Consider the following 22,351-nt stretch of genomic DNA (forward strand, 5'->3'; position numbering starts at 1 on the left):
TTTTCTGATAACTATTACTATATGGATGTTCTGCGGGGTTATTTGCCGGTGTCAGTTGAAGACCGGGGCTGTCGAGACTACATCTTTCCACCAGAGGGTCTTGTCATAGCCGCGGTAGGCGGTCTCTTCGGGCCGTTTGATTATAAACGATCCGAGGCCGCCGTAGGTTCTGACGGCTATGCCGGTGAAGTCGCGGTCGGTGTGGGCCTTGTAGAGGATGCAGCGGTCAAAGGCATCCTGCCATGCGGCGAGCAGGGCGGGGGTGTTTTGGGAGATTTTCTTCATGTAGTCCTCCATGTCGTAGACTGGGCGTGTGGAGTGGAAGACGGGGTCGAAGGGGTTGAAGCTTTGTGACAGGGCCTGTACCTGTGTGAGTTCCGCGGGATAGGATGTGAGAGTGGCGAAGATGCCGCGCGAGGCCTCGGCAAGTCCTTCGAGAGCGGATGTGTCGACCACCACCATCTGTGAGCGCAGGCCTTTTTCTTTCAGATAGGTGAATGTGTTGGTGGCGGCGCCGACCAGGTCTGGGGTGCCGTCGGCGAAAAATGCCGGAATGTTCAGATGATAGGGCATGCCTTCGCCTTCGACTTCTGTCGGCGAGCCGACTATCACGGGTGTCAGAGCGCGCAGTTCATATGCGATTTCTACGGTGCCCATCAGGCAGCAGTCGAAGTATAGGAATGAGAATTTTTCTCCTTCGAGGGCTTTGCCGAGTGAGGAGAGGCTCATCCATTTGTCGCGGTCGGTTCCGTATGAGCGTGAGGCTTTTGATTGGTCCATGTCTTCGGGGTGGGTCATCCAGGCCGTGGCGTGGCCCCAGAAAATCATGCCGTAGTCTTCGGCTGGCGCGAGCTCCTTCATGTCGGCAAGCACCTGACGCATGCGTCCGATCTCTACAGAGTAGAGGTCGGGATCATCGGTGTAGGTTTTCAGTATTTTCTGTCCTTGGGCTGTTATCTCGATCAGCTGGGGCGGATTGCCGTCATTGGTATAGGGGCGGTTGTAATAGACGAGCAGCCTTCCGCCGTTCAGGCCGCCGTTTTTGGCTCCGCGGACCATTTCATCGAGGTCATAGGCATCGAAGCTGTTTGCCCAGCCGAGGTTGTTGTCGGCCAGCATATAGACAAGCACAGTCCGGTGGACCTCTTCAGATGGAGAGGGCGGTGCGGGGGGCGCGGGCTCGTTGGCTTCGCCGCAGGAGTTCAGCAGACAGAACGAGCAGAAGGTGAGGAGAATATTGAGCAGAAAGCGGTGCATCGGGGTGATCAATTGGTTTATTTCAACGAAATTACGATATTTATGTCATTCCGTGGGCGTGATCGGCCCGATTTTAGGATTTTTTTTGAAATGAACAAAAGCAATACCGCTGTCGTTGCTGGAATATAGAGCTATATTTCTGATTGTTTTGGCTTCTGTTAACATTTTTTATCAGGCCTTCTCCCGGATTGAAATGTAATGGTGCTATCTTTGCCATCAAGGCAGGCCAGGGCACAAGCTGTAATTATTCAAGAATGAAAAATCTTCTAAAATTCAACACATTATGAGCGACCAACTGAAGATATACTGCGTCAATCTCGGCGAATACATTCCTGTCAGCGGCGGTCAGACGCTGCATCAGATATATGATGGAATCCGTGACAGGCTTCCTTTCACTCCTGTCTGCGCGCGGGTCAACAACAAGACCGAAGATCTTGCTTTCCCGGTGTTCATGCCCAAGCAGGTGGAGTTTCTCTCGGTGAAGTCGCCGTCGGGCCACAGATGCTACATCCGTTCGCTCTGCATGGTGCTTTACCGTGCGCTTGTGACGCTCTATCCGGGCGCGCGTCTGGTGATAAGCCATTCGGTTTCGCGCGGATACTATTGCCGGGTCGAAGGAGTCAAGGCCGATGCTGAAGTGGCTGCGGCTCTAAAAGAGGAGATGCGCAGGCTGGTGGACCGCGATCTGCCGTTCGAGCGCAAGGAGCGCCTGACTCCTGACGTTATAGAGATCATGCGCCGCCAGGGCCTGGACGACAAGGTGAAACTGCTTGAGAGTCTCCATGAACTGTACACGGTCTACTATCGTCTCGATGGTGTCTGTGACTGCTATAACGGCAATCTGGTGCCTCGCACCGGAATGCTTCAGGTGTTTGATCTCGTGCCCTATGAGAAGGGGCTTCTGCTGCTTGGACCGGATCCGGCTGATGACTCGCGCCCGGCCACTCCGCTTGCCCAGCCCAAGCTCTACAGGGCCTTTACCGACTATCTTAAGTTCAACTCCATCATTGGCATACGCGATGCGGGCGATGTCAATTCAGTGGTGGCCGGAGCGGGCACGTCGATGATGATCAATGTGGCCGAGGCTCTTCATACCAAGTATATCGGCGCCATAGCCGACCGCATCACGGAGCGATATCATGAAGGGGGTGCGCGGGTGGTGCTTATTGCCGGTCCGTCGTCGTCAGGCAAGACTACTTTCACCAAGCGTCTGGCGGTGCAGCTGCTGACCAATCTGCTGAACCCGGTGATGATCTCGCTTGACAACTATTTCGTAGACCGCAACCGCACTCCGCGTGACCAGAGCGGCGATTATGACTATGAGTCGCTCTTTGCTCTCGATCTTGAACTGTTCAACGACCATCTGAACCGTCTGATCCGTGGCGAGCGCATCGAAATGCCCTATTATAATTTCGAGCGCGGCGAGCGTGAATACCGCAATGAGAGCATAGCCCTTGACTCGCATTCGATATTGCTGATCGAGGGTATCCACGGCCTGAATCCGGAACTGACTCGCGATGTGGTGCCTGAGATGAAATACCGCATCTATGTCTCTGCGCTGACCACACTCGCCATTGATGACCACAATTGGGTGTCGACCACTGACAACCGCCTGCTGCGGCGCATTATCCGCGACTACAAGTATCGCGGTACGAGTGCTCTCGACACCATACGCCGCTGGCCGAGTGTGCGCCGGGGGGAAGAGCAGTGGATTTTTCCTTATCAGGAAAATGCCGATTCGATGTTCAATTCCTCGCTGCTGTTCGAGTTAGGGGTAATGCGTGACGAGGCTGAGAGGGTGTTGCGTAATGTGCCCCGTGATCTGCCGGAATATGCCGAGGCTCACCGTCTGCGCAAGTTTTTGTCATGCTTCTCGTCCATTCCTTCCAACATGATTCCGCCAAACTCTCTGCTGCGTGAATTTCTTGGCGGCAGTTCGTTCCATTATTAGACCGCATTTTTTCCTGGAGCGGGGCTGCCTGCCTCTTTTCGGGATGAGACACTGCAAAGATACAATCGCCGGCCCCGTTATCAGATGCGATAATGCGGGGCCGGCGATATTATTTATGACAAACAGTTGTCTGTCTATTTTCTGAGCCTGTTGATTATTTCAATAGCGAAGTGAACGAATATGCCGTAGGCAATGGTAGCCAGCAGGGCCATCCCCTCGTTGATGATGATAATGGACGGCAATGGCATTGGCCATTCGGGCCTTGCCTGATGGAAAGCCGCGGCCACAGCGCAGGCTGAGAGCACGATGAAGACAATGATCATCGACAGCGGAGCGAATCCAAGTTCATATCGGCCTATACGGATCATAAGTAACTCTTCAAAATCAAACGGCTTTTATTTCTGAGCGGCGGCTTTGTGCAGAACGATGTACTCTGATGGGTTGCGGCTGTTGAGGCGGGCTGTTGAATCGTTTCCAATATATAGGGTGGCGATATTCGGAAGGATTTTTCGGAGTGCGTCTTCTGTCGCCATGTTGTCGCAGGCCTTTTCTGTCATGGCGCCGTCACCGAGGACTATGGAGTCGCCCTTGATCATATAAGGACCGGAAACGGTGTTGCAGTTGGTCTGGATAAAGTATGTGCTGTCTTCAAATACTATATATTGGTGTGATCCGGGCACTTCTTCGGAGGGACGGACATAGTCGGAATCGGAGAAAACTATGTTTTCAATATTCCACCGTCCTTTGAGATCGGCATATGCAGCTACGTCCTGTGACTGACAGTCACTTGTGGCGGTCTGTCCGTTTTTGTTGCCTGTGCATGATGCCGCGCTGAGGGCTGCCAATGCCATTAGCGAAATTTTGATTTGAATTTTCATATTTAAACAACCTTTTACGGTTTATGCAAAATTGCGGTCTCCTGACATTTTGTATCCATGCAGAGAGACCGCAAAATGATTCTATATAATATAAATAGGTGGTAGATACCGATGTTTATCAGTCCATGAGCTTGCGGTAGCGGCGGCGCGGGGGTTCCTTGCCATCGTTGTGGGCTTTCTTGAACTCTTCGTAGTCTGAGTAGGAGCCTTCGTAGAACACTACATTGCCGTCGCCTTCAAACGAGAGGATGTGGGTGCAGATGCGGTCGAGGAACCAGCGGTCGTGGCTGACAACCACGGCGCAGCCGGCAAAGTCCTCCAGGCCTTCTTCGAGAGCGCGAAGGGTGTTCACGTCGATGTCATTGGTAGGTTCGTCGAGCAGGATAACGTTGCCTTCCTCCTTGAGAGCCATAGCGAGGTGCAGGCGGTTGCGCTCGCCGCCTGAGAGCACTCCGATTTTCTTTTCCTGGTCGGCTCCGGTGAAGTTGAAGCGCGACAGGTAGGCGCGGGCGTTGACGTCGCGGCCACCCATGCGGAAGCTTTCCACTCCCTGCGAAATCACTTCATAGACGCTCTTTTCGGGCAGAAGGTCGTGGTGGGTCTGGTCGACATAGGCGATCTTTACGGTCTCGCCCACTTCAAACGAGCCTGCGTCAGGAGTCTCCTGGCCCATGATGAGGCGGAAGAGGGTGGTTTTTCCGGCGCCGTTCGGGCCGATCACGCCTACAATGCCGCCCTGGGGGAGCGAGAAGCTCAGGTCTTTGAACAGCTGCTTCTTGCCGAAGGCTTTCGAGAAGCCCTGCACGTCGATGACCTTGCTGCCGAGGCGCGGGCCGTTGGGGATGAAGATTTCGAGACGTTCCTCGCGTTCCTTCTGGTCTTCGTTGAGGAGGCGGTCGTAGCTCGACAGACGGGCTTTGCCTTTGGCCTGACGAGCCTTGGGGGCCATGCGTACCCATTCGAGTTCGCGTTCGAGGGTCTTGCGGCGCTTGCTTGCCTGCTTTTCTTCCTGGGCCATGCGCTTGGTCTTCTGGTCGAGCCATGAAGAGTAGTTGCCTTTCCAGGGAATTCCTTCGCCGCGGTCAAGTTCGAGGATCCATCCTGCCACGTGGTCGAGGAAGTAGCGGTCGTGGGTGATGGCTATCACGGTGCCGGGATATTGCTGGAGGTGCTGTTCGAGCCAGTCGATCGATTCGGCATCGAGGTGGTTGGTGGGCTCGTCGAGCAGCAGGATGTCGGGCTGCTGGAGCAGCAGGCGGCAGAGGGCCACGCGACGGCGTTCGCCTCCTGAGAGGGTGGTCACGCTCTGGTCGTCGGGGGGACATTGCAGGGCATCCATAGCACGTTCGAGCTTGGAGTCGATGTTCCAGGCGTCGGCGGCATCGAGTTTGTCCTGAAGTTCGGCCTGACGGGCGAGCAGGGCGTCCATCTTATCGGGGTCTTCGAGCACATCGGGGTCGCCGAACGATTCATTGACCTTGTCAAATTCAGCAAGGAGGTCCATGATGGGCTGCACACCTTCGCGCACAACCTCGATGACAGTTTTCTCAGGGTCGAGCTGAGGGTCCTGTTCGAGATAGCCCACGGAGTAGCCGGGCGAGAAGACAACTTCGCCCTGATAGCTCTTGTCAATGCCTGCTATGATTTTCAGCAGCGAAGACTTACCGGAGCCGTTCAGACCGATGATGCCGATCTTGGCACCGTAGAAGAATGAGAGATAGATGTTTTTCAACACCTGCTTCTGGGGAGGGTAGGTCTTGGAGACTCCTACCATCGAGAATATAACTTTTTTGTCGTCAGCCATGATTGGATGGTTGTTGATGCTTGTTGAAATTCAGGATATTAGGATTCAGCGCTTTTTGGGTGCATATTTGGCGGGATAATCGCAGCGGGTCTTTCCGGCTATGATGTTGTTGAGTTTTCCTTTGATCAGCTGCTTGCGGATCATCGAAATGTGGTCGATGTATAGTTTGCCTTCGAGGTGGTCGCACTCATGCTGGACTATGCGGGCCAGGAAGCCGGTGATCACTTCTTCATGCGGTTCGAAGTTTTCGTCGACCCAGCGCAGGCGGATGTTTTCCACGCGGCTGACGTTTTCCGAAAGTCCCGGCAGGCTGAGGCAGCCTTCGCCGCGGCTGACGGCTTCTCCGTCAAGCACCTCGATCTCCGGGTTGATGAGCACGAATTTGCGGCCCTCGCATTCGGGGAATGAATCTTTGACGGGGTCGGCATCGATCACAACGATTCTGTCAGAGCGACCGATCTGTGGAGCGGCAAGGCCTACGCCTTCACTGGCATACATGGTGGTGAACATGTTCTCTATAAGCTCTTTGAGCTCAGGATAGTCCCGGCTTATCGGGGCCGCTGTCTTGCGGAGCACCGGATGGCCGTAAAGATAGACTGGTAAGCGCATTGATATATCTGTTTTTTTGATTATTCCTGGATGATTGGCAAGGAGGGGGGAGGCGCCGGCCTGTGGGTGGGCGGCTCTGCTTCCTGTGCGGCGGTCAGATCCGGCGTGATTCGAGATAGCCGTTGAGGATTATGACGGCCGCCATGCGGTCTATGGCGCCTTTGTCGCGGCGGTCGCTTTTCTTGACTCCGGCATCGAGCATGGCGCGGTGGGCAAGGGTCGAGGTGAAGCGTTCGTCGAAAAAGCGGATCTCCACTCCCGGCAGCTCCTTGCGCAGGCGGTTGATGGCCGGAGTGATATAGCGCATCGACTCTGACGGCTCCCCGCCCAGGGTTTTGGGGAGTCCGACAATGATTTCATCGACCGGCTCGCGGCTGACATAGGCCTTGACATAGGTTATCAGCTGGGCCGAGGGCACAGTGTCAAGCGCCGTGGCCACGATCTGCAACACGTCGGTCACAGCCAGTCCGCAGCGTTTGCGCCCGTAGTCAATAGCAAGTAATCGTCCCATAATGACTGCAAAGATAATAAAAATATTGTACATTTGCATGTCAAATCCCACCAGATCATCATGGACTATAATAGAATCCTGACAGAGATAGCGGTCGAAGTTGAGCCGCTCCGCACCGTAGGACAGCAGGCCTCCTACATACCGGCGCTTGCGAGAGTCAATCCTGACCGTTTCGGCATCTGCCTTCTCACCACCGATGGTGGCGGAGCCGAGCTGGGTGATGTCGGTGAGCGCTTTTCTATCCAGAGTGTCACCAAAGTCTTCTCACTCTCTATGGCCCTTTCGCTCAAAGGCGAGGCTCTTTGGGAGAGAGTGGGCAAAGAGCCGTCGGGCTCGGCTTTCAACTCGCTGATACAGCTTGAACTCGACCACGGCATTCCGCGCAATCCGTTCATCAATGCCGGTGCAATCGTTGTGGCCGACGTGCTCCTTTCGGAACTCTCCGATCCGGAGGGTGAATATATAGACTTCATACGCCGTATCTCCGGCGATCCCACCGTAGAATATGACCGCGAGGTAGCGGCTTCGGAGAGGACTACGGGCTATGTTAACGCCGCCATTGCCAACATGCTCAAGTATTACGGCAATCTGCAAAACGACATCGAGGACGTGTTGCGCTTCTACTTCCTGCAGTGTTCCGTCAAGATGGACTGCCGTCAGCTGGCCCAATCGTTTCTGCCCTTTGCCGACCGCAACCGGGAATTCTCCTTCGGCGGCGTCAGCCTGACCTATTCGCAGGTAAAGCGCATCAACGCCATCATGCAGACCTGCGGATTCTACAACGATGCCGGTGAATATTCCTATCTGGTCGGACTTCCCGGCAAGAGCGGAGTCGGCGGCGGCATAGCAGCCGTCTATCCCGGACGCTATTCCGTGGCCACCTGGAGCCCGCGCCTCAACGAAAAAGGCAACTCCGTGATGGGCATGAAAGCTCTGGAGCTGCTTACCTCCTACACCCACGAATCAATCTTCTGACAGCCGCCCGTCTGTCACCTTGAGGACTCCGATATAAAACCGTTCAAATGTGCTGATGACGATTTGAACGAATTTCTTTTTGACTATCCGAGGAAAGTGGTGTGAAAAATTGATAATGAAAGGAAAATTTTGTAAGTTTGCAACTCTATATGTCATACTTACTTATCACATTTTATTCCTTACATCAAATTTCAATTATGAGACATCACATAGTCCTCTCTCTCGCTCTCGGCCTGATGGCTGCAGGGACATCAAAAGCAGATGAAGTGCTGAAATCGCCTGACGGCGACATCGCGCTGACGTTTGAGATCCGTGACGGACGTCCAACCTACTTTGTCGACTTCAAAGGCAAGCAGGTGATCGCCCCGTCGGGTCTCGGCTTTGACCTGTCGAGCGAGTCGGGACGCAACAGCTTCGAGCAACAGGGCAAAAAGGCCGGAGCCGACGCTCTTTCGCTCAAAGACGGCTTCGAGCTTGCCGGAGTGAGCCGCGACAGTGTCGACACCGTGTGGCAGCCTGTCTGGGGCGAAGAGTCGGAAATCCGCGACCACTACAATGAAATGACCGTCAGCCTGCGTCAGCCGGCTTTTGACCGCTCTATGGAGATACGCTTCCGAGCCTATGACGACGGAATCGGTTTCCGGTATGAATTCCCCGGACAGCCAAATCTCAACTATTTCGTAATAGCCGAAGAAGCAACGGAGTTTGCAATGACCGGTGACCATACCGCCTACTGGATTCCCGGCGACTATGACACCCAGGAGTATAACTACACCCGGTCGCGCCTGAGCGAGATCCGCGGCCTTTTCCCCTCCAAAATCAATCCGGACAATGCCTCGACCACGCCTTTCTCTCCCACAGGCGTCCAGACTGCGCTCCAGCTCAAGACAGACGACGGCATCTATCTGAACATCCATGAGGCCGCCACTGTCGACTATCCGACAATGCACCTTAACCTCAACGACACAACCATGACATTCTCCTCATGGCTCACCCCCGACAATCAGGGCCGCAAAGGCTACATGCAGACCCCGGCCAAAAGTCCCTGGCGCTCGGTGATGATAGTCGATGACGCGCGTGACATCCTCGCCTCGCGGCTGATCTACAATCTCAATGATCCGACAGCCTATGAAGATGTCAGCTGGATCAAGCCGGTCAAATACATCGGCGTCTGGTGGGAGATGATCACCGGAGCCGGTACCTGGAACTATACTGATGACGTCTACTCCGTGAAGCTCGGCGAGACAGACTACTCAAAGACCCGTCCCAACGGGCGCCACAGCGCCAACACCGCCAAGGTCAAGCGTTACATCGACTTCGCTGCCGATCATGGTTTTGACCAGGTGCTCGTAGAGGGCTGGAACGAAGGATGGGAAGACTGGTTCGGCCAGTCGAAAGACTATGTCTTTGACTTTGTCACCCCCTATCCTGATTTCGATCTGAAATATCTCACCGACTATGCCCGGTCAAAGGGCGTGCGGCTGATGATGCACCACGAAACCTCGGCATCGGTGCGCAACTACGAGCGCCATCTCGACCAGGCCTACAAGCTGATGAACGACTACGGCTACAATGCCGTCAAGAGCGGTTATGTAGGCAACATCATTCCCCGCGGCGAATATCACTACTCACAGTGGCTCAACAACCACTACCTCTATGCCGTCCGCAAGGCCGCCGATCATAAGATAATGGTCAACGCCCACGAGGCAAGCCGTCCTACAGGTCTGGCCCGCACTTATCCCAACCTCATCGGCAACGAAAGCGCCCGCGGAACAGAGTATCAGGCTATGGGCGGCAATGAGAAATGGCACACCTCGATCCTGCCTTTCACCCGTCTGCAGGGAGGCCCGATGGACTACACTCCCGGCATTTTCGAGTTTGACCTGTCAACGTTCACTCCTAACAACAATTCAAAGATCGCCTCGACCATTCCCGGCCAGCTGGCGCTCTACGTCACCATGTACAGCCCCCTCCAGATGGCCGCCGACCTTCCTGAACATTATGAAAAGCATATGGACGCATTCCAGTTCATCAAAGATGTGCCTGTTGAATGGGAGCGTTCGGTCTATCTTGAAGCCGAGCCGATGGAATATGTGACAGTGGCCCGCAAAGACAAGAACTCCGATGAATGGTATGTAGGATCTACCGCCGGCACCGCCGACCGCAAGAGCACCATCAGCCTGTCGTTTCTCGATCCGGGACGGAAATATGAAGCCACGATCTATGCCGAGGCCCCTGACGCAAACACCGTTGACGGCCAGACCCGCTATGATATTACCCGCAAGACAGTCACCTCAAAGTCGAAACTGACACTCGGCGCCATTGCCGGCGGTGGCTATGCCATATCTATAAAACCGCTAAAACGCTAATTGAAGTTGAAGAAAAAAACGTATCTGATGTTAGCTCTGGCAGCCTTGGCTGCAAGCACTGCCGGAGCCCGCACACTCACTCCCGCCGAGGCGCTCGCCCGTGCTGCGAAATCATCACAGGCCGCTGCGACAGGCACAAGCCGTGGTCATTCAGTGCTTGAACCTGTAATGACCATCGGAGCAGATGACACCCCGGCTGTCTATGTGTTCACACCCAATGAGTCGGGCTATCTGATAGTATCGGCCGATGATGTGGCGGCGCCCGTGCTCGGCTACAGCGACACCGGGATATTCGATCCTGAAAAGATGTCACCGTCGATGCGTTGGTGGCTTGAGGAGTACAGCGCCCAGATCAGGGCTGCGGCAGCGGAAAATGCCGGCTCGTATGAGGTCACTGCCCGCGAAGACCGAGACCCTATCGGCCCTCTGCTTCAGACCAAGTGGGACCAGGGTGAGCCTTACAATAATTATTGTCCCATCTACGAGTACAAAGGCAAGGAATATCCGACCTACACCGGTTGCGTGGCCACGGCTATGGCCCAGGTAATGAAATATCACAACTGGCCTGACAAGGCGGCATCAAATGCGAATTTTTCTTACACGTGGGAAAGCAAAACGCTGACGGCAAGTTTCGGAAACTATGCTTTTGACTGGTCCAACATGCTCCCGGACTATTCCGCCGTTTCTTCAACGAGAACTCAGCAGGAAGCAGTGGCCAAACTCATGCAGGCCTGCGGTTATTCTGTCAGAATGGACTACGGCCCTTCTGCCTCAGGCGCTTCAAGTGCGGCTGTAGGAGGCGCACTGGCCAACTATTTCAAATATGACGGCCGTCTTCGCAACGAACTGCGTCATTGCTATACTCTTGCCGACTGGGAGACTATGATCTACAACAGCCTGCAGACCGACGGCCCGGTGCTCTATTCAGGCAGCAACAGAGAGAGCGGCCACTGCTTTGTCTGTGACGGCTATCGGGGCAACGGCTATTTCCATATCAACTGGGGCTGGTCAGGCATGAGCGACGGCTATTTCCTTCTCAATGCGCTTGACCCAGACCAGCAGGGAGCCGGAGGCAGCACTTCAGGCTACAACAGCGGTCAGGAAATTCTCATAGGCATCCGCCCCGCCACTTCGACCACATCTGTCCATGATATCAAATTCGTAGCTCTCGGAAATATCTCAGCTGAAATCAGCGGGTCTAATTTTGTGCTCTACGGAGATTTTGCCAACTTCTCGATTGATGAGGTTTCAGGTTATGTGTCTTTAAGAATTACCGATCAGAACGGCAAGGATATAAAGATTGTAGACCGTTATACTGTGCCGGATTATTATCCCGGTTCATATTATCCGTCTGTTTCCATTCCGCTTTCATTTCTTGGTATAAGCGACGGAACCTATCGTATCTATCCGGTGTTCAAGATCGGATCGACCGTTTATCCTTATCAGTGTTCTATCTCCCAGCCGGGCTATGTGCAGCTGTCGCGCAGCGGTTCGAATTATTCGGTGTCCACACCCTCTTTGGGCAACTACTCGGTTACAGGGCTGACAGCCTCCCGGCAGATGTATTCCGGCTGTGGCTTCCGGGCTACCGGACTGGCAAAATTTTCGGTAGACATGGAAGCTACAATGCCTGTCTATGGACTTCTGCTCAGAGATAACGGAACAGTTCTGGGCCACGGTTGCGAACTCAACCAGCTATTCTCCGTAGCCGGTGAGCCGTTTGACTATTTTAGCGAATGGTTTGTCAATGACAACGGCGATGAAATCTCAGTAACCCCCGGAGCCTATAAATTCGCAATGGGCTATAAGTCCGGTTCGGGTTACAAGGTGATTTCCGATCAGATCAGTGTCACCGTAAGCAGCAACCCCGGAACTCCATCGCTGCAGGTTGTAGGCTGGAACGTGGAAAATGCCTCTGCGGTTGATCCTGACAACGTTGTCATAAACGTGACTCTGAAATGTCAGTCAGGCTATCTGGCCGGACGGATCTGCGCGGCTTTCTTCGGCGAGAATGACCAGTATGCCTCGGCTCAGCTCAATTCTCCTCTGCTTATGATGAACGCCGGCGACACTCAGTCATTTGTCATCAGCGGAAGTCTGACGGGCTTCAGCGCCGGAGAGCTCGTGGACGTGGGTCTCTATAACGGCAACAGCTTTATTTCGTCTGGTAAATATCTGTCATTTACAATCGGCGAACGCAGCGGAATTGCCGATGTCATAGCCGATGGCGCGAATGCAGTTACCCTCTCGCCCAATCCGGCAGTAGATCACACCGTGATTTCTGCTTCGGCTGAAATCAGCCGCGTGGACCTCTACTCGCTGTCAGGCAAACTTACCGGCGCGCAGACAGAGATTGACGGTCAGACAGCCCGCGTCGACCTCTCGGCTCTCCCCTCAGGCCTTTACATAGCAAGAGTGCTGACAGCTGACGGCGTCCGCACTGTCAAGGTCATAAAGAAATAGAATCCGGAGAGGATGCCGGCGGCTTCGTGCAGGCCCCGGTAATGCTCTCTCCCATACACAATAGTGACAGATATATAGCACCTTCAGAAGGATGCCCGGCGAGATTGAAATTCTCAGCCAGGGCATCCTTTAAAATTTGGAGGGTGTTTCTTAATCCAGGCATGTACATAAGCCGGAATGAGACCGATTCAGGCCCCATTTCGGCCAAAATCGTGAAAAAGTAAGAAGATTTTCAAAAATATGTATATTAAAACAGTCGCAGGGAGTTGGTTGATAAGAGTATATTACGTAACTTTGGAGGGTGACTTTTTCGCGTATGAAACAACTGCTCCTGCCAATACTCTCCATCTCCCTGGCAGCTTGTTCCTCTCACAAGGAGCAGGCAGCGGTTTCAGCGCCTCAGTCACAGCCTGCGGTCATAGGGGCGAAACCGCTGCCCGCACCCACGGTCAACGCTGTTGCGATGGCTCGGATCTATAAGACCGACGGAGACTATGCCGACCGGGTGCCTGTCACTCTTGACAGCCGTCACCGCAGGCTGGTGTCATATCCGGCCCCGTCAGATCTTGCAGGAGCCGCTCCGGTCAGACTTTCAGACGGCTTTCTGCTTGACCGGCGCGGTGTTTCCGGCAATACGGCTTTCACCCGCTGGACCTATCGGGAATATGCCGCGATGGAGTCTGCTCCGTCGCCTGCTGAAATAATGGAAGCCATTATTCCGGGTGCGCGGGTGACGGAAATCTATCAGATGCCATTTCCTGCCGGCACTCCGGATGCGGCCGCCAGATGCGACAGCCTCATAGCGGCCGGATTGCCGGACTGCCGTCTGGTTTTCAGTCTGCCGCAGAGAGACCGCGGAAGCTGACGGCCGGATCTTTCAGGTATCAGAACGGGTATTGAGACATTGGGGACCATGAAAAAAGAAAAGAAAGTAACTGACATACATTATATATTAAGGTGTATAGGATGTATGAAAAGTATGAGAATAAGAAAATCCTTGTCTGCTGACACTCCTAAGCTCAGTTCAATCAGATAAACTAATCACACCCTGCTAAATTCTTCACATTTTTATGCGTAAAACAGTATTGTTCCTGTCATTGGCCCTCATGTCCGGCATGTCGGCGACAGCCCGTAGCCTTAGTCCTGCAGAAGCATTGGGACGAGTGACCAACCAGCCCGCATTGCGCTCGTCAAGAGCTTCGGCCCAGACCCCGGTCATGACCGTAGGGACAGCGGACGCTCCGTCATTATACGTGTTCAACCGTCCGGAAGGCGGATGGATGATTGTTGCGGCTGACGATGTCGCCGCCCCGGTCATAGGCTACAGTGACAGCGGAGCCATTGATCCTGCCAATCTGCCGGAAAACATGAAAGGATGGCTTGACAACTGCAGCCGGCAGATTCTTGCGGCTTCGGCTGACGGTGCCGGGCCATATCTTGCATCCGAGACTCCTGACCGCGAAGAGATTGCCCCGATGGTAAAGACCACCTGGGACCAGGGGGCGCCTTACAACAAGCTCTGTCCAAAGGTATCAGGCCGTGCCACCTACACCGGCTGTGTGGCCACTGCGATGGCTCAGGTCATGAAATACTTCAACTGGCCGGCTCAGGCAGGTGCGAACGCCAACTTCTCATACAAATGGCGCGGAGGCCCTGCCGACACCCCGACTCTGAGCGCCGATTTCAGCAACTTCAGCTTTGACTGGAACAATATGCTTGACAGCTATTTCACAGCCTATAATTCAGCTCAGTCAGATGCCGTGGCCAATCTGATGAAGGCCTGCGGATATTCGGTCGAAATGGGCTACAGTCCTGTGGCATCCGCCGCGTTCAATGAAGTTGTGGGCCGGGCGCTTGTGACATATTTCGACTATGACGGCGGTCTCCACAATGAGCCCCGCGAGCTTTACTCCTCGGCCCGATGGGAGCAGATGGTCTATGACAACCTTAGAGACTGCGGCCCGATGGTCTACTGGGGTTCGGGCAGCGTGGCACACTGTTTTGTCTGCGACGGCTATCGTCCCGATGGTTATTTCCACTTCAACTGGGGTTGGTCAGGCAACAGCAACGGCTACTTCCTGCTTGACGCTCTGAATCCGTCATTCGTGGGTACAGGCGGAGGCACAGGCGGCTATAACAATGCCCAGGGTGCGCTTTTCGGTGCCAAGCCTTCTGACGGACTCAGGCCTGAACCGGTCTATACGTTCACTTGCTCCAGCTTTTCTGACCTTAAGGTCCAGGGAACTTACCTGACCATCCAGGGCATATTCAAGAACCGCTCGCCCTACAAGGTCAACGGAAACGCCGTCTATATGATCTACAGCGAAGACGGCTCGAAGCATGTGGCCACTGTCGATGATTTCTTCACCCCGTCGTCATTCACCGATTTCGGACCTGAGCTCGATCAGGTCACGCTGATGGGGTCGATCTCGAACTCAGTGCTCGGCGAGGGCACCTACCGCATATATCCCGGCATCCGTGTCGACGGCAAGGAATACGTGTTCCGCACACCGGTATCAGAGGCCGACTATATTATCTACACCCGCACCAAGACCGGAACCAACCAGTATCAGAACACCGCCACAGTGCCATCGGTAGGCGAGAAGGTAATCGAAAACCTGAGCACCAACGGCGATCTCTTTGTCAGCAGCCAGTTCAAGGTGTCGGGCACAGCCCGCTTCACAGGCGAAGCCGAGACAAGCCTCTATCTTCTTGCCGCGCTTCTCGATGATGAAGGCAAAGTGCTTGTGACCGCCGAAGGTGCCAACATCACCTTCACTCCTGAGGGCGAACCCTTTGAATTCATCAGCTCATGGTTCAGAACAACCGTCAAGCCCGGCGACTATACATTCGCGCTGGTCTATATGGATGATATAACTTACGAATACCGGATCGTGGCATCCTGCAAGACCACTGTGAGCCCGTATGTTTATGGTGAATATAAGATCAATAGCTTTGAAGTGGACAATCCCGCGGCTGTCGATCCGGCAGCTGTCCATATGACAGCCACAGTGTCCGGTCTGGGCGGTATTGCTCAGGATAAACTCTATTTCGAGATCAAGGATGCGGCCGGCAATACTGTCACAAGATTAATGAAAGATCTTTATGTGTCTGCCGGAAATACAGTCACTCTCAACGCCACCCTCTCGATTCCCGATGCAGTGGCGGGCGAAGCTTATACGGCCAATGTATGTTATGAACGATATTCTTTCCCCGGCGGCATGAAGCCGGTCTACGATTTACCTGACGTTCCCATCACCATCGGTGACACCAGCGGCATCCCAGGCATCGGCGCCGATGTCAATGCCAAGGTTGAGTATTTCAACCTCCGAGGCCTGCGCGTCGATGCGGCAGATCTTGTCCCCGGCATTTACATCCGCCGTCAGGGTTCGAAAGTCTCGAAAGTGATAGTGAAATAAACCGACTGAAAAAAAAATCCCCAAAAGATAAACCGATGAGAAAATCATTCTTATTCATATCGCTGGCCGCCGTCATGGCCGCCCCCGTAGCCTCGGCCCGCACTCTGAGCCCCTCGGAGGCCCTTGACAGGGCTACGGCTGAGGCCGTGATGCCGGTCTCACGCTCCGGCGGCTCGCCGGAACTGGTCATGACTCTCGGATCAGACGAGGCTCCGGCCATCTACGTGTTCAACCGTTCCGACAAGGGCTACATGATACTCTCGGCCGACGATGTCGCAGCACCCGTGATAGGCTACAGCGACAACGGCCGCCTCGATCCTGACAACCTCCCCGAAAACCTGCGTTTCTGGCTTGAACTCAACAAGGAGCAGATTCTCCGTGCCTCAGCCGAAGGCCATGCGCCTTATTCGCGTGCCGCCATTCCTGATCATGAGCCGATCGGTCCGCTGATGACAACAATGTGGAACCAGGAAGGACCCTACAATGACCTCTGCCCTATGATTGGATCGGCGAGAACTGTCACCGGCTGTGTGGCCACTGCTATGGCCGAGGTCATGAAATATCACAACTGGCCTGACAAGGGGGCGGAAGATGCCATGATCTCCTATCAGTGGCACAACGGCACGTCCGTTGTCACTCTGAGCGAAGATTTCAGCAACTACGAGTTCCAGTGGGATCTCATGATTGACGATTACCGCGACAGCCACACCAAAGAACAGGCCAACGCTGTGGCCAAGCTGATGCAGGCCTGCGGCTATTCCGTCAGTATGAGCTACGGCACCTCCGCCTCAGGCTCTTTCGGCGCGAAAGTGGGCGGTGCGCTGGTGAACTATTTCAAATATGACGCCGGACTCCACAATGAACCGCGCGAGATGTACTCTTCTGCCGCCTGGGACAATATGATCTATGAAAACCTGAAAACCTGTGGTCCGGTGCTCTGGTGGGGATCCGGCAGTGTCGGACACTGCTTTGTCTGCGACGGCTACCGTGGCGACGGATTCTACCACTTCAACTGGGGCTGGGGCGGTCTGAGCGATGGCTATTATCTTCTTGACGCGCTTAACCCCGGATCGACAGGGGTCGGCGGCGGCACAGGCGGCTTCAACAACGGCCAGGGTGTTCTCCTCGGTGTAAAGCCCGCCGGCAATGACTCGCCGGCCAAGCGCCGCTACACCTTCTATGCGTCTCAGGGTATCACCGAGACCTTTGTCTCCGGCTCGCTGCTGTCAATGTTCGGCACATTCAGCAACCTTTCGCCCTACATGGTTAACGCCACTTTCAAATTCCGTATCTTCGCTGAAGTAAACGGTGAGGAAAAATATCTGACATCATGCACGGCTTCGATCCCCTCGGCAGGTACGGAATTCTATCCTCCCTACTATGAGTCGATGATCGAATGTAACATTCCTGAGTCGTTGGAAGACGGGACATATCACATCTACCCCGCCGTTGAGTTTGATGGCGAGGAACATGTCTTCGCTTCGGCTCCCGGCTATCCTGATTATGTGATCTACACCCGCGAAGGAGGCGTCAACAAGGCCGAACTTCACCAGACGGCTTCTCTGGAAGTTGAAAATCTTTGTGCCAACGTCAACAATCTCATCTATAATGGCAAACGTTTCAGAGTCACCGGAACCGCGAAATTCGTTGGCGGCGTAGGCGATACCGAACGCTACATAGGTGTGCGCCTTCTCTCCCCATCAGGCGAGATCATTGCCTACAGCACCGAACTGAACATTAAATTTTCTGACGAGGGCTGTGACTTCGACTTCGTCAGCGCGGGCTTCAACATCGCTCCGGGCGAATACACTCTGGCTCTGCAGCTCGGTTTCGAGACGATAGCCACCTGCCGGGTGACCATCACCGACGAGATCCCTGAAGGGGAATATCAGATCACTGCCGTCGAGGTTGTGTCAGCCGTAGATCCGCAGAATCTCAAGTTCAATATCACGGTCAAAGGTATCTCCGGCCTGATCGACGAATACATGACGGTGAAAATCAGTCGCAGCATCACTCCGCTCAACACCGACAGACGGGTGCCGGTGTTCGTCACCGGAGGCCAGACCGCGGTCATCAGCTACACTGTTTCGCTGCCAAGCTATATGGTTCTCCCCGGTCAGCAGCATATTGTGAGAGCCGAACGCCAGTCAGGCACTTCTACTGTCGGCAAAACGGCCTCCGCTTATTTCATACTTGGCGACACCAGCGGCATTGACGGAATCGGGGCCGATACCGAAGTCCCTGCCGAGTATTTCAACCTTCAGGGCATGCCGGTCAGCGGTGAAAACCTTGCTCCAGGCATCTACATCCGCCGTCAGGGCCCGGAAGTGACCAAAATTCTTGTAAAATGACAATTCTCTATTCTTTACAACCTTATGCGTAAACCTCTATTGCTTTTGTCTCTGGCCGTCATGCTCGGCGGCCCTACAGCCACAGCGCGCAGTCTCAGCCCTGCCGAAGCGCTGGGGCGTGTCACCGGTCAATCGGTATCACGCTCAACGGCATCAGCCTCTGTGGCTCCGGTTATGACAGTGGGTCAGGCCGATGCTCCGGCTCTCTATGTGTTCAACCGTCCTGAAGGGGGCTGGATGATTGTATCGGCTGATGATGTGGCCATTCCGCTCGTGGGCTACAGTGAAAGCGGTTCGATTGATCCCGCTGATCTTCCCGATAATTTCAAAGGTTGGCTCGACCTCTGCGCCGACGGAATCCGTATGGCTTCTGACTTCGGAGCCGAGCCTTACAGCCGCTCTGTCAGCCGCGCAGGCGATCCCCGTGAGCCGATAGCTCCTCTTGTAGCCACCCGCTGGGACCAGGGAGCGCCTTACAATACATTCTGCCCCAAGTCATCAGGACGCCCAACCTACACCGGTTGCGTTGCCACCGCTATGGCCCAGGTGATGAAATATCACAACTGGCCTGACAAGGTGGCTGAAAATGCAAATCTCAGCTACAAATGGAACAACGAAACCCTCACCGAGGACTTCAGCAACTATGAATTCGACTGGGCCAGCATGACCGACACATATACATATGGTCAGTACACCGAAACCCAGGCCGACGCCGTAGCCAAGCTGATGCAGGCCTGCGGCTACTCGCTCCGCATGAGATATGCCTCCGATGCCTCGGCCGCCTACCAAGAGCAGGTTGGCAATGCCCTTGTGTCATATTTCAGATATGACCTTGACATACACAACGAGTTCCGCAGCTTCCACACCACCGACGAGTGGGAGCAGATGGTCTATGACAACCTCAAAAACTGCGGCCCGATGGTCTACTGGGGCGGAGCTCACTGTTTTGTCTGCGACGGCTATGACAAAGACGGTTATTTCCACTTCAACTGGGGTTGGTCCGGCCTCGGCGACGGCTATTTCAGCCTGTCTATGCTCAAGCCGAGCAGCCTCGGTACAGGTGGCGGTACAGGTGACTACACCAGCAACCAGGGTGCGCTCCTCGGCATAAAGCCTTCCACCGGCGCTGACTCTCCCCGCCGCTACACTTTCTGCATTGATGATCTTACGAACGCCTATGCCGGAAACACATATTTCAACATACACGGCACCTTCGTAAACCGCTCACCCTATACTGTCAGCGGTGAGTTCATCTATCAGATATTCAGCGAGGACGGAAGCAAAAAGATATCCACCAGCACCGTAGTTTCGCCTGTGTGCAGGAACTGGGGCATTGACATTGTTACCGGAAATACCGTGACTGCCCGTTCGATGATGGCCAAGATCTCAGGCCTTCCCGACGGCACTTATCGTGTCTATCCGGCTGTGCGTATCGATGGCGAGGAATACAACTTCCAGTGTCCTCCCACTGTGGCCGGCTATGTGCTTATCACCGTCAAAAGCGGACAGATTGTGGAATCTTCAATTCCCAAGGCCGGCGATCTGATTGTGGAGAACATTGACACCCACGGCGATTTCTATATCGACAGCAGCGTCAAAATCTCAGGAGTGGCCCGCTTCACCGGCAGAGCCGAGACAAGCACAGCTGTCAAGGCCGTGCTCCTCAATCCCGACAAGTCGGTACGCGCCTATTCGAACAGCAACATCACTCTTGACTTCTCGCCTGAAGGCACTCCCTTTGAATTTGTGACAGACTGGTTCTATGACAAGGGGCTATCGGTTGATCCTGGTGAATGGACATTTGCCATCGCAATGGTTGAAAACGGAGCCTACACCATGCTGGGCACCTGCCCCGTGACAGTCAATTCAAGAGTTCCGAAGCCCACCTACAAGAGTCCGATTACGGTTTCTGTAGCCAATGCCGAAGCGGTCGATCCCAATGACATCAAGGTCTCTGTTTCAGTTGAAGGTCTTACCGGAGTTGTCTACCGTGATTTTGAACTGCGTGTATTCCAGTCAGGTTTCCTGGGTACGGTAGTAGCAAAAAAGACTGTGCCGGTTTATGTAAGCGCAGGCCGGACTGCCACCGAGACCGTCTCGCTCTCTCTTCCCAAAGCCGTTGCCGGACAGCGCTACTATGTGGTGGCTGTGGTCAACAATGCAGGCAAAGAAGAGTATGTCACAGCTGGGAATGTCTACTTCACCATCGGCGACACCAGTGGCATAACCGATATCGAAGCCGACGGCAATGCCCCGGTTGAGTATTTCAACATCCAGGGTATGCCGGTAAATGCCGACAATCTTACTCCCGGCATCTACATCCGCCGTCAGGGCGGCAACGTGACCAAAATCCGGATCCGTTAATCCCCACGACCATCCGGACACGTCCGCGTTTATATTCCTCCATCCCCCGCAGCCGGGCTGATATGGCTTTGGCGTGATGGTAAATCAATGTCCTGTCGGACATTATCAAAAAGGATACTATCTACCCCCCCGACACCTGCGCGCTTTGCGCTGCGGTGTCGGGGGCTACTATTAAATCGGTGTCCTGCCGGACACCCGCTCCCCGCGTCCGTGCGGATCCGGCATGTTGCACCCGCCCTCCGCGTCCGTGTGGATCCGGCATGTTGCACCCGCCCTCTGCGACCATGCGGATGCGGTTCCGATGTTTCCACCGTCCCTGTGGGCGTGTGGTACCGGATGGTGATGTCCGTTAGGACATCGATTTACTCATAGCCCGTGACACCGCAGCGCCTTGCGCGCAGGTGTCACGGGTTTATGATTCCCCCGTCGTATCGTGTCCGTGAGGACACGGATTTACGGATCCGTAAGGCGGGCGTCGGAATGAGGCTTAACCGGGAGTTCGCGTCTTACGTCCGTATCGTGATGGTAAATCAATGTCCTGTCGGACACCCGCCCCTCCGCGTCCGTGTGGATCCGGCATGTTGCACCCGCCCTCCGCGACCGTGTGGCATGGCGGGGGGAAACAAACGCGGCGTCGGCCCGGATGAAGGGCAGACGCCGCGCGCGTTTTTTTATTCCGTAGGCAAAGCCTCTCAGGAGGCTAAACCGGTGCGGGATTTAGAAGTTGTAGTAGAAACCGAAAGAAAGGTTGTTTGAGAAATTGAATCCCCAGCCATATTCATAGCCAACAAGGTTACCTGCTGCTTTAGCTTCATCATTACCATCAAGATAACCAAGGAAACCGAAGTGAGCAACGAGAGAGCATTTGTCAGAAAGTGCATAAGATACACCGGGTTTGAAGCCGATACCATAAGTAACGGCAGTATCAGAAGAATCATCGCCGAATTTGGCTTTACCGAAGCCGAGGTCAATGCCACCGTCAACGAAAAGGCTGAGGTTGCCGGATTTAATGAAAGAGTAGCGTGCATACGGGTCGAATTTCACCAGATTGAGGGTTGCTTCATGCTGATGCTTGTAATCCCAACCGATAACTGTTCCGATCGCCCAAGTATCATTGAGATTATAACCAACTTCAGGAAGGATATTGATGTGGGTCAATTTACTAGAACCATCACGCCATGCGCCGATAGAACCACCTACATAAACCTGTGCGGATACACCGAGTGCCATAATAGCCATAACGGCCATAACTAAGAACTTTTTCATAATGTGAATTATTAAAGGTTAGTAATAAAAAAGTGTTTGTTTCTAAGGGTTGAAAACGAGTTGTTTAGGTTGAAATGTGTATATTTCGTGTGTGAGATATAGTATTTCGTCACAAAGATATGATAAAATTTATA

Annotated in this window: 15 protein-coding genes; 8 read left to right on the forward strand and 7 right to left on the reverse strand. The window is 54.2% G+C overall.

The window, feature by feature from the left end:
- Window positions 1–51: 51 nt before the first annotated feature.
- Complete coding sequence (locus tag E7745_RS03930; protein WP_136408345.1) at window positions 52–1,257, reverse strand: clostripain-related cysteine peptidase; 1,206 nt, start codon at window positions 1,255–1,257, stop codon at window positions 52–54.
- Between the two features lie 283 nt (window positions 1,258–1,540).
- Here E7745_RS03930 and E7745_RS03935 point away from each other — a divergent pair, with 283 nt between their 5' ends.
- Entirely contained in the window at window positions 1,541–3,208 is a 1,668-nt protein-coding gene (locus E7745_RS03935) for a nucleoside kinase (protein ID WP_123398179.1), read from the forward strand.
- Window positions 3,209–3,342: 134 nt separating this feature from the next.
- Here E7745_RS03935 and E7745_RS03940 read toward each other — a convergent pair whose 3' ends face one another.
- The 5 genes from E7745_RS03940 to ruvX form a co-directional block, all read right to left on the reverse strand.
- Entirely contained in the window at window positions 3,343–3,576 is a 234-nt protein-coding gene (locus tag E7745_RS03940) for a hypothetical protein (RefSeq protein WP_107031130.1), read from the reverse strand.
- A gap of 27 nt (window positions 3,577–3,603) precedes the next feature.
- Window positions 3,604–4,086: an META domain-containing protein gene (locus E7745_RS03945; RefSeq protein WP_123398180.1), complete on the reverse strand. Its 483-nt coding sequence runs from the start codon at window positions 4,084–4,086 to the stop codon at window positions 3,604–3,606.
- Between the two features lie 118 nt (window positions 4,087–4,204).
- Window positions 4,205–5,890: an energy-dependent translational throttle protein EttA gene (ettA, locus tag E7745_RS03950; RefSeq protein ID WP_107031132.1), complete on the reverse strand. Its 1,686-nt coding sequence runs from the start codon at window positions 5,888–5,890 to the stop codon at window positions 4,205–4,207.
- Between the two features lie 45 nt (window positions 5,891–5,935).
- Complete coding sequence (def, locus tag E7745_RS03955) at window positions 5,936–6,499, reverse strand: peptide deformylase (RefSeq protein WP_123398182.1); 564 nt, start codon at window positions 6,497–6,499, stop codon at window positions 5,936–5,938.
- A 94-nt stretch (window positions 6,500–6,593) separates the two neighbouring features.
- Complete coding sequence (gene ruvX / locus E7745_RS03960) at window positions 6,594–7,010, reverse strand: Holliday junction resolvase RuvX (RefSeq protein WP_107031134.1); 417 nt, start codon at window positions 7,008–7,010, stop codon at window positions 6,594–6,596.
- Window positions 7,011–7,070: 60 nt separating this feature from the next.
- Between ruvX and E7745_RS03965 the strand changes: the two genes are divergently transcribed.
- The 7 genes from E7745_RS03965 (at window position 7,071) to E7745_RS03995 (ending at window position 20,951) form a co-directional block, all read left to right on the forward strand.
- Entirely contained in the window at window positions 7,071–7,985 is a 915-nt protein-coding gene (locus tag E7745_RS03965) for a glutaminase (protein WP_136408346.1), read from the forward strand.
- Window positions 7,986–8,182: 197 nt separating this feature from the next.
- A complete protein-coding gene (locus tag E7745_RS03970) occupies window positions 8,183–10,354 on the forward strand; it encodes a glycoside hydrolase family 97 protein (protein WP_136408347.1) in 2,172 nt (723 codons plus the stop codon).
- Window positions 10,355–10,381: 27 nt separating this feature from the next.
- The gene (locus E7745_RS03975) at window positions 10,382–12,817 is read left to right on the forward strand and encodes a thiol protease/hemagglutinin PrtT (protein ID WP_136408348.1); all 2,436 of its coding nucleotides are present in this window, start codon (window positions 10,382–10,384) and stop codon (window positions 12,815–12,817) included.
- Window positions 12,818–13,133: 316 nt separating this feature from the next.
- Entirely contained in the window at window positions 13,134–13,682 is a 549-nt protein-coding gene (locus E7745_RS03980) for a hypothetical protein (protein WP_136408349.1), read from the forward strand.
- A gap of 205 nt (window positions 13,683–13,887) precedes the next feature.
- Window positions 13,888–16,236 (forward strand): C10 family peptidase, encoded by a 2,349-nt coding sequence (locus E7745_RS03985; RefSeq protein WP_136408350.1) that lies wholly within the window; start codon window positions 13,888–13,890, stop codon window positions 16,234–16,236.
- Window positions 16,237–16,271: 35 nt separating this feature from the next.
- Window positions 16,272–18,587, forward strand: a complete 2,316-nt coding sequence (locus tag E7745_RS03990; protein WP_136408351.1) for a C10 family peptidase — start codon at window positions 16,272–16,274, stop codon at window positions 18,585–18,587.
- A gap of 24 nt (window positions 18,588–18,611) precedes the next feature.
- Window positions 18,612–20,951 (forward strand): C10 family peptidase, encoded by a 2,340-nt coding sequence (locus tag E7745_RS03995; protein ID WP_136408352.1) that lies wholly within the window; start codon window positions 18,612–18,614, stop codon window positions 20,949–20,951.
- Window positions 20,952–21,668: 717 nt separating this feature from the next.
- On the opposite strand, the gene E7745_RS04000 is transcribed toward E7745_RS03995, so the two are convergent.
- Window positions 21,669–22,217 (reverse strand): outer membrane beta-barrel protein, encoded by a 549-nt coding sequence (locus tag E7745_RS04000; protein WP_136408353.1) that lies wholly within the window; start codon window positions 22,215–22,217, stop codon window positions 21,669–21,671.
- Between the last annotated feature and the right edge of the window lie 134 nt (window positions 22,218–22,351).

Source organism: Duncaniella sp. C9 (assembly GCF_004803935.1).
Lineage (GTDB): Bacteria > Bacteroidota > Bacteroidia > Bacteroidales > Muribaculaceae > Duncaniella > Duncaniella muris.

Coding starts and splice junctions, on each gene's coding strand:
- E7745_RS03930 (WP_136408345.1), bottom strand. CDS start 1,257: ATGCACCGCTTTCTGCTCAATATTCTCCTCACCTTCTGCTCGTTCTGT.
- E7745_RS03935 (WP_123398179.1), top strand. CDS start 1,541: ATGAGCGACCAACTGAAGATATACTGCGTCAATCTCGGCGAATACATT.
- E7745_RS03940 (WP_107031130.1), bottom strand. CDS start 3,576: ATGATCCGTATAGGCCGATATGAACTTGGATTCGCTCCGCTGTCGATG.
- E7745_RS03945 (WP_123398180.1), bottom strand. CDS start 4,086: ATGAAAATTCAAATCAAAATTTCGCTAATGGCATTGGCAGCCCTCAGC.
- ettA (WP_107031132.1), bottom strand. CDS start 5,890: ATGGCTGACGACAAAAAAGTTATATTCTCGATGGTAGGAGTCTCCAAG.
- def (WP_123398182.1), bottom strand. CDS start 6,499: ATGCGCTTACCAGTCTATCTTTACGGCCATCCGGTGCTCCGCAAGACA.
- ruvX (WP_107031134.1), bottom strand. CDS start 7,010: ATGGGACGATTACTTGCTATTGACTACGGGCGCAAACGCTGCGGACTG.
- E7745_RS03965 (WP_136408346.1), top strand. CDS start 7,071: ATGGACTATAATAGAATCCTGACAGAGATAGCGGTCGAAGTTGAGCCG.
- E7745_RS03970 (WP_136408347.1), top strand. CDS start 8,183: ATGAGACATCACATAGTCCTCTCTCTCGCTCTCGGCCTGATGGCTGCA.
- E7745_RS03975 (WP_136408348.1), top strand. CDS start 10,382: ATGTTAGCTCTGGCAGCCTTGGCTGCAAGCACTGCCGGAGCCCGCACA.
- E7745_RS03980 (WP_136408349.1), top strand. CDS start 13,134: ATGAAACAACTGCTCCTGCCAATACTCTCCATCTCCCTGGCAGCTTGT.
- E7745_RS03985 (WP_136408350.1), top strand. CDS start 13,888: ATGCGTAAAACAGTATTGTTCCTGTCATTGGCCCTCATGTCCGGCATG.
- E7745_RS03990 (WP_136408351.1), top strand. CDS start 16,272: ATGAGAAAATCATTCTTATTCATATCGCTGGCCGCCGTCATGGCCGCC.
- E7745_RS03995 (WP_136408352.1), top strand. CDS start 18,612: ATGCGTAAACCTCTATTGCTTTTGTCTCTGGCCGTCATGCTCGGCGGC.
- E7745_RS04000 (WP_136408353.1), bottom strand. CDS start 22,217: ATGAAAAAGTTCTTAGTTATGGCCGTTATGGCTATTATGGCACTCGGT.